The sequence below is a fragment of the Chryseobacterium sp. SSA4.19 genome, assembly GCF_022601875.1.
Classification (GTDB): domain Bacteria; phylum Bacteroidota; class Bacteroidia; order Flavobacteriales; family Weeksellaceae; genus Chryseobacterium.
Genome location: NZ_JAKVIP010000019.1, coordinates 72,845 through 78,943 on the forward strand (window position 1 = coordinate 72,845; position 6,099 = coordinate 78,943).

General features: G+C 37.2%; 5 protein-coding genes. All 5 read right to left on the minus strand.

Going from position 1 to position 6,099, the window contains the following annotated elements; translation table 11 throughout:
- Positions 1-13: 13 nt before the first annotated feature.
- Complete coding sequence (locus MKJ01_RS13720; RefSeq protein WP_241614666.1) at positions 14-1,384, minus strand: exopolysaccharide biosynthesis polyprenyl glycosylphosphotransferase; 1,371 nt, start codon at positions 1,382-1,384, stop codon at positions 14-16.
- 41 nt (positions 1,385-1,425) lie between these two features.
- A complete protein-coding gene (locus tag MKJ01_RS13725; RefSeq protein WP_241614667.1) occupies positions 1,426-2,055 on the minus strand; it encodes a 7-carboxy-7-deazaguanine synthase QueE in 630 nt (209 codons plus the stop codon).
- Between the two features lie 6 nt (positions 2,056-2,061).
- Positions 2,062-2,946, minus strand: coding sequence for a bifunctional 5,10-methylenetetrahydrofolate dehydrogenase/5,10-methenyltetrahydrofolate cyclohydrolase (locus MKJ01_RS13730; protein WP_241614668.1), 885 nt, complete (start codon positions 2,944-2,946; stop codon positions 2,062-2,064).
- Positions 2,947-2,974: 28 nt separating this feature from the next.
- Complete coding sequence (gene pgi / locus MKJ01_RS13735) at positions 2,975-4,615, minus strand: glucose-6-phosphate isomerase (protein WP_241614669.1); 1,641 nt, start codon at positions 4,613-4,615, stop codon at positions 2,975-2,977.
- Between the two features lie 290 nt (positions 4,616-4,905).
- Entirely contained in the window at positions 4,906-5,820 is a 915-nt protein-coding gene (locus MKJ01_RS13740; protein ID WP_241614670.1) for a DUF4349 domain-containing protein, read from the minus strand.
- Positions 5,821-6,099: the final 279 nt, after the last annotated feature.

The following is a 6,099-nucleotide window of genomic DNA, read 5'->3' on the forward strand; positions in this document are numbered from 1 at the left end:
TAATGGGTTTGGATTATTTTGCATTTTTATCTCCGATAACTACCAGCAATATTGTTTTTAAAATGATCACCAGATCAAGCACAAAGCTCCAGTTTCTTACATAGAACGCATCTGCTAATATTCTTTTATTCATTTCAACTTCCACATTTCCTGCATCACCGCGTAGTCCATTTACCTGTGCCAACCCGGTAATTCCCGGGGTTACCATGCTTCGCAGGCTGTATCTGCCGATTTTCGGTTTATAGTAATTGTCTACTGCCAGCATATGCGGCCTTGGCCCTACAATTGACATTTCGCCTTTCAGCACATTAAAGAACTGAGGCATTTCATCCAGGCTGGTTTTTCTTAAAAACTTACCGATCCTGGTAATCCTTATATCGTTTTCAGCAGTTGTTTTTGTGGAGGATTCATCATTGACAATCATAGTCCTGAACTTGATACAATGGAAAACTTCCTCATGGAAACCATATCTCTTCTGGATAAAAAAGACAGGGCCCCTGGATGACGTTTTAATTAAAACAGCAATGATCGGGAATAGCCATGAGCAGATCCCTACAAGAACAATAAATGAAAAGATAACATCAAATGTTCTTTTCAGTAAAAAATTAGAATAATAATCCAGCGGATACTTGGCCTGGTTCAGTACAGGCTGTGTCTGGATATATCCCATATCGTACAGAAAAAAATCACTTTGTGTAATGCTTGGAATTAATGAAATATGTACTTTATTGGCTTCAGCCAGTCTGAAAATTTCTTTTTCCGTCTGTTCGCTGAATGTATTTTCTATCGGGATAAACAAAGTATGGATGCCGTTTGCTTTCCAGAACTTTATCAATTCCGATGCATTGATATCAGCGTTTTTATACTCGAAAATTTTGTATCCGTAGTCTTTTCTGGTTTCTAAAATATTTTTCAGTACCTCTGTGGAGCTGTTTTCATTCAGAAACATGATGTTCCTGTGATTAATCCCCAGGCTCCGGAAATATTTGATTCCGAAAAAAATCAATGATTTTAATGAAAAAATAAAAAAGAACAGATAAAAGGAAAGCCAGTAAATATCCGAATTGAAAAATACGTTTTTGCTTACTTTCCCAATAAGTAAAACGCCAAGAATAAACAGTAAAAAATGGGCAAGAAGCCTTTCCAGGAATAAGGTATAGGTAAGGTTTCTCGGGATCGTATAAATTTTTGTCCTGCCGCTCAGCAACATCCAGAACAGAAACAACAGAGCCAGAGAAAATATATTCTGATACCAGGTTTCCTGATTGTATTTTAAATGCTGGTTCCGGCTTAAGAAAAAGAATATAAAAATAAATGCAATAACCACAAGGTCAAGCAAAACGATGATCGATTTCAGGTATCTGGAGTATCGGATTCTCTGCATCGGTAGGTATTAGCGGGTACAAACGGCTAATATACATTTTTTTACGGGATATTCAGATACTTATGGGTCTGAACCGAAGCTCTCCATTCCGGATTCGCCAGGATGAAATCTGTAATTTTCGGATACATTTCATCCCTCTTGCTCCATTCACTCTGCAGATACAAGGTACAGTTTTCTGAAACTTTAGCAGCCTGTTCCTGAGCAAATTTAAAATCATTGTTATTAAATACAATAACCTTAAGCTCATGGGCTTTCTGATAGATTTCTTCTTTTGGGAGGCCTGTTTTCTTTGGTGAAAGCGTAATCCAGTCGATTTGTCCGCTTAAAGGATAGGCTCCTGAAGTTTCGATATGAACCGTACAGCCCAATTCTTTTAGTCTGGATGTTAGAATATTAAGATTCCACATCAAAGGCTCGCCGCCTGTTAAAACAATAATTTTACAATGGCTTGCCGCTGTTTCTGCAATTTCTTCTGCATTCATAAGCGGATGTAAATTGGGATCCCAGCTTTCCTTTACATCACACCAATGGCACCCCACGTCGCAGCCACCCAATCTGATGAAATAAGCTGCTTTTCCTGTGTGTGCCCCTTCTCCCTGAATAGTGTAAAAATGCTCCATCACCGGGAGCATTTTACCTTCTTTTAATAATATATCTTCTACTAAATCCATTTTAAATTAGTCATTATAGACTGAAGTTTTGTAGGCAATGATGGTATTTTTCATCAGCATTGCTCTTGTCATAGGCCCGACACCTCCCGGAACCGGCGTGATCCAGCTTGCTTTTTCAGCGCAGCTGTCAAAATCCACGTCACCTGCAAGATAATAGCCTTTTGGAGAATCATTGTCAACTCTTGTAATCCCTACATCGACAATTACTGCTCCGTCTTTAATCATATCTCCCTTAAGAAAATGCGGGTCTCCCAGGGCAGTAATTACAATATCTGCTTTTTTAGTGTATTCTTCAATATCCTTGGTGTAAGAGTGGGTAAGAGTTACCGTAGAATTTCCGGGGAAATCTTTTCTTCCCATTAAAATACTCATAGGTCTGCCTACAATTTTACTTCTTCCAATGATCACACAGTCTTTACCTTTGGTCTCAATATTATAACGTTCCAGTAAAGTTAAAATCCCGAAAGGAGTTGCCGGTAAAAACGTATCCATTTCCAATGCCATTTTTCCGAAATTTTCAGGATGGAATCCGTCAACATCTTTTCTCGGATCGATAGCGTTGATGATCTTTTCCTGGTCAATCTGGTCCGGTAGAGGGAGCTGAACGATAAATCCGTCTACTGATTTGGATTTGTTCAGTTCATCAATTTTTTCCAGGAGTTCGGATTCAGAAACTGTGCTCGGAAATTTAACTAAGCTGGATTGGAAACCTACTTCCTCACAGTCTTTCACTTTAGCATTTACATAAGCTTTGCTGGCTCCGTTATTCCCGACAAGAATAGCCACCAGGTGCGGAGCTCTTCTTTTTCCGGCGAGAATTTTTTCAACCTCAACCTTAATTTCTGCTTTTATTTCTTTGGATACCTTTAATCCGTCAAGAATTTCTGCCATTTTTACTTTATTAGATTATTTGCTTTCTTTACTTATTTTCTTTGTAATAATTAATCAATCCGTTTGTAGAGCTGTCATGGGAGCTGATAACTTCATTGTTTTCAAGTTCAGGTAAAATATTTGTTGCTAAAACTTTTCCAAGCTCTACACCGAACTGGTCAAAGCTGAAAATATTCCAGATGACACCCTGAACAAAAATCTTGTGCTCATAGAGGGCGATCAGCTGGCCTAATGAGAACGGATTTAGTTCGTTGAACATGATTGAATTCGTAGGCGTGTTTCCGTGAAAAACTTTATAGTTTAATAAAAAATCGATTTCTTCATCGGATTTTCCTGAATTTTTCAATTCTTCTTCAACCTCATCTTCAGTTTTTCCAAAAGCAAGTGCTTCCGTCTGGGCCAAGAAGTTAGCCACTAATTTGTCCTGATGATCAGAAACCTTATTCGGGCTTTTTGCATAGGCAATAAAATCTGCAGGAATCAGTTCCGTACCCTGATGGATCAACTGATAGAAGGCGTGTTGCCCGTTCGTTCCGGGTTCTCCCCAAATGATCGGTCCGGTTTCGTACTCTACAAATTCTCCGTTTCTGTCAACACATTTGCCGTTGCTTTCCATGTCTCCCTGCTGAAGATATGCTGCAAACCGGTCCAAATATTGTGAATAGGGAAGTATGGCATAGCTGGTGGCCGCATAAAAATTACGGTACCAGATTCCTAAAAGGCCCATTAGTACAGGCACGTTTTCACTAAAATCTGCTGTCTGGAAATGCTGGTCTGTATCAAAAGCTCCTTTCAGAAGCTCTTCAAAATTTTCATAGCCTACAGCCAATACGATGCTTAAGCCAATTGCACTCCAAAGCGAATATCTTCCGCCTACCCAGTCCCAGAATTCGAAAATGTTCTCTTCTGCAATCCCGAACTTTTTAACGGCTTCGACGTTGGTGGATAAAGCCACGAAATGCTTAGCCACATCTTCTTCATTTCCGGCTTTTAAAAACCAGTCTTTCGCAGAGTTGGCGTTTGTCATTGTCTCCTGAGTCGTAAACGTTTTAGAAGCAATGATAAATAAAGTCGTTTCAGGATTCAGGTTTTTAACAACTTCTGCGATATGATTCCCATCTACATTAGAAACAAAATGAACGTTTAACCTCGTCTTAAAATGTTTCAAAGCCGAAACGACCATCACAGGTCCCAGATCTGAACCTCCAATTCCGATGTTCACCACATCTGTAATTTCTTTTCCTGTAAAACCTTTGTGATTTCCTGAAATGATGCTTTCAGAGAAAGATTTCATGTGATCAAGAACCCTTTTAATCTGAGGTTTGATGTTTTCGCCATCTACCAGAATTTCTCTACCGGAAAAATCCCTCAGGGCAGTATGAAGAACTGCTCTTCCCTCGGTTTCATTAATCTTATCTCCTGAAAACATCTTAGAAATTGCATCTTTCAACTGGCATTCTTCTGCAAGGTTTAGCAAAAGCTCTTTGGTCTGTGCGTCAATCAGGTTTTTAGAATAGTCAAAAAGGAAATTATCTTTTTTGACAGAAAATTCTTCAAAACGATTGGGGTTGTATGCAAAAAGATTTCTTAAATCGAAATCATTGTTTCCGAAATGTTCATCAAGTGCTTTCCAGCTATTGGTTTGGGTAGGATTTATTTTTGATAGCATATATGTTAGAATTACGTTTTGACCTGGACAATTTGTTAATAGCTGTCCTCTTCAAAATTACTGATTGCAAATTTAAGGAATTTTACTCCAATGAGATGAATGGAGATTTAAAAATCGATCAGAGCATTTAAAGACTTCTTATTGCCAGTTCATGATTATTATAAGGTATATTATTTTTTATTTAAAAGAATAATCAAATATGTGAGCTTATTCAATATGACGGCCATAAAAAACTCCGGGAGTTCCGGAGTACAAAGTTTAATATAGGGATAACCGAAAGGTTAGATTTTTTACAATTCTGGTATGCTTTTTTCTTTATTTTTTGCTGATTTTCTCTTTTTGTAGAAAAATAAAACAGCAGCTCCGATTAATAAAATTGGCCAGATCACAATAAGTCCGACTACAATTTTCTGGGTTAAATAATATCCTTCCACAAAAGCCGATTTTGCACTGTAGATAACATTGAATTTATATTTGTCATCGATGATTTTTGTATTGGTAATGGCGATTTCGGCGATGCGGACTTTTGGTTCTTTAATGTAAATGTCGACAGTGCTGTACTTTAAATTATCCGTTACATCCATATTAGCAAGTTGCTGTTGATTGTTTTCGGACATATTTTCATCATCAAGTTTTACTTTGTCTTTGTTGGTTTTTAATTGAGAAATATTTTCGCCGGTTTTTTTAATTCTTTTGCCTTCCAATTCAGCGTATTTTATACTTGAAGTTACATCTTCTGCGTCGATGGATCTTGAATTCAGGAATAGTTTTTTATCATTAATAAGATTCAGCAATTCTCCCAATCTCGCAGTCGGAATTCTCACCTGCATCGTGTTTTCCGACTGGTATTTTTTGACTAATATGGCTTCTACATTCGAAGTATTGTAAGTGTCCTCAGAAATGACATTGCTTTTTAAATTACTGTGCGTTACAAATCCACCCAATTCCTGAACCGATTTTTCAATGGAAACTGTTGCGTCATAAATGTCTTTTACTTCCATATTTACATCTGCGGTCTTGATGAATTGTTTATCTTTTACTTTCATGGTCGCTACCGAAGAAATGCTGTCAGAAGAAATAACTGAAGCGGAATCTGTGGCCGAATAATCTGCAAGTTCTGTTGCTGTTGCTTCGCCTTTCTTACATGAATAAATCCCTAATAAAATTGCCATTGCGATTGATAATCTGATGCTGGTTGTTTTCATGATAAATTTTTTTAATGTTTTGCTTTGATCAAAGTTCAATCGGAATCAGTTGTAAAGTTTGAAAATCACAGGTAAAAAGATTGTAAACTGATATTCTGATTTAAGAGTATAACAATCAGTAATTTGTAAAATAAATAATAGGGTATGTGTTTGATTTCCGTGTATTTTTTGTTAACTTTTACGAATCAAACCCAATAATTATTATGAAGTTGTTTAAACTTTTAATTTTTTGATTAGCCTTAAAGAAAATGCTAAAAAGTGCAGGTTCTTCCAGGTAAT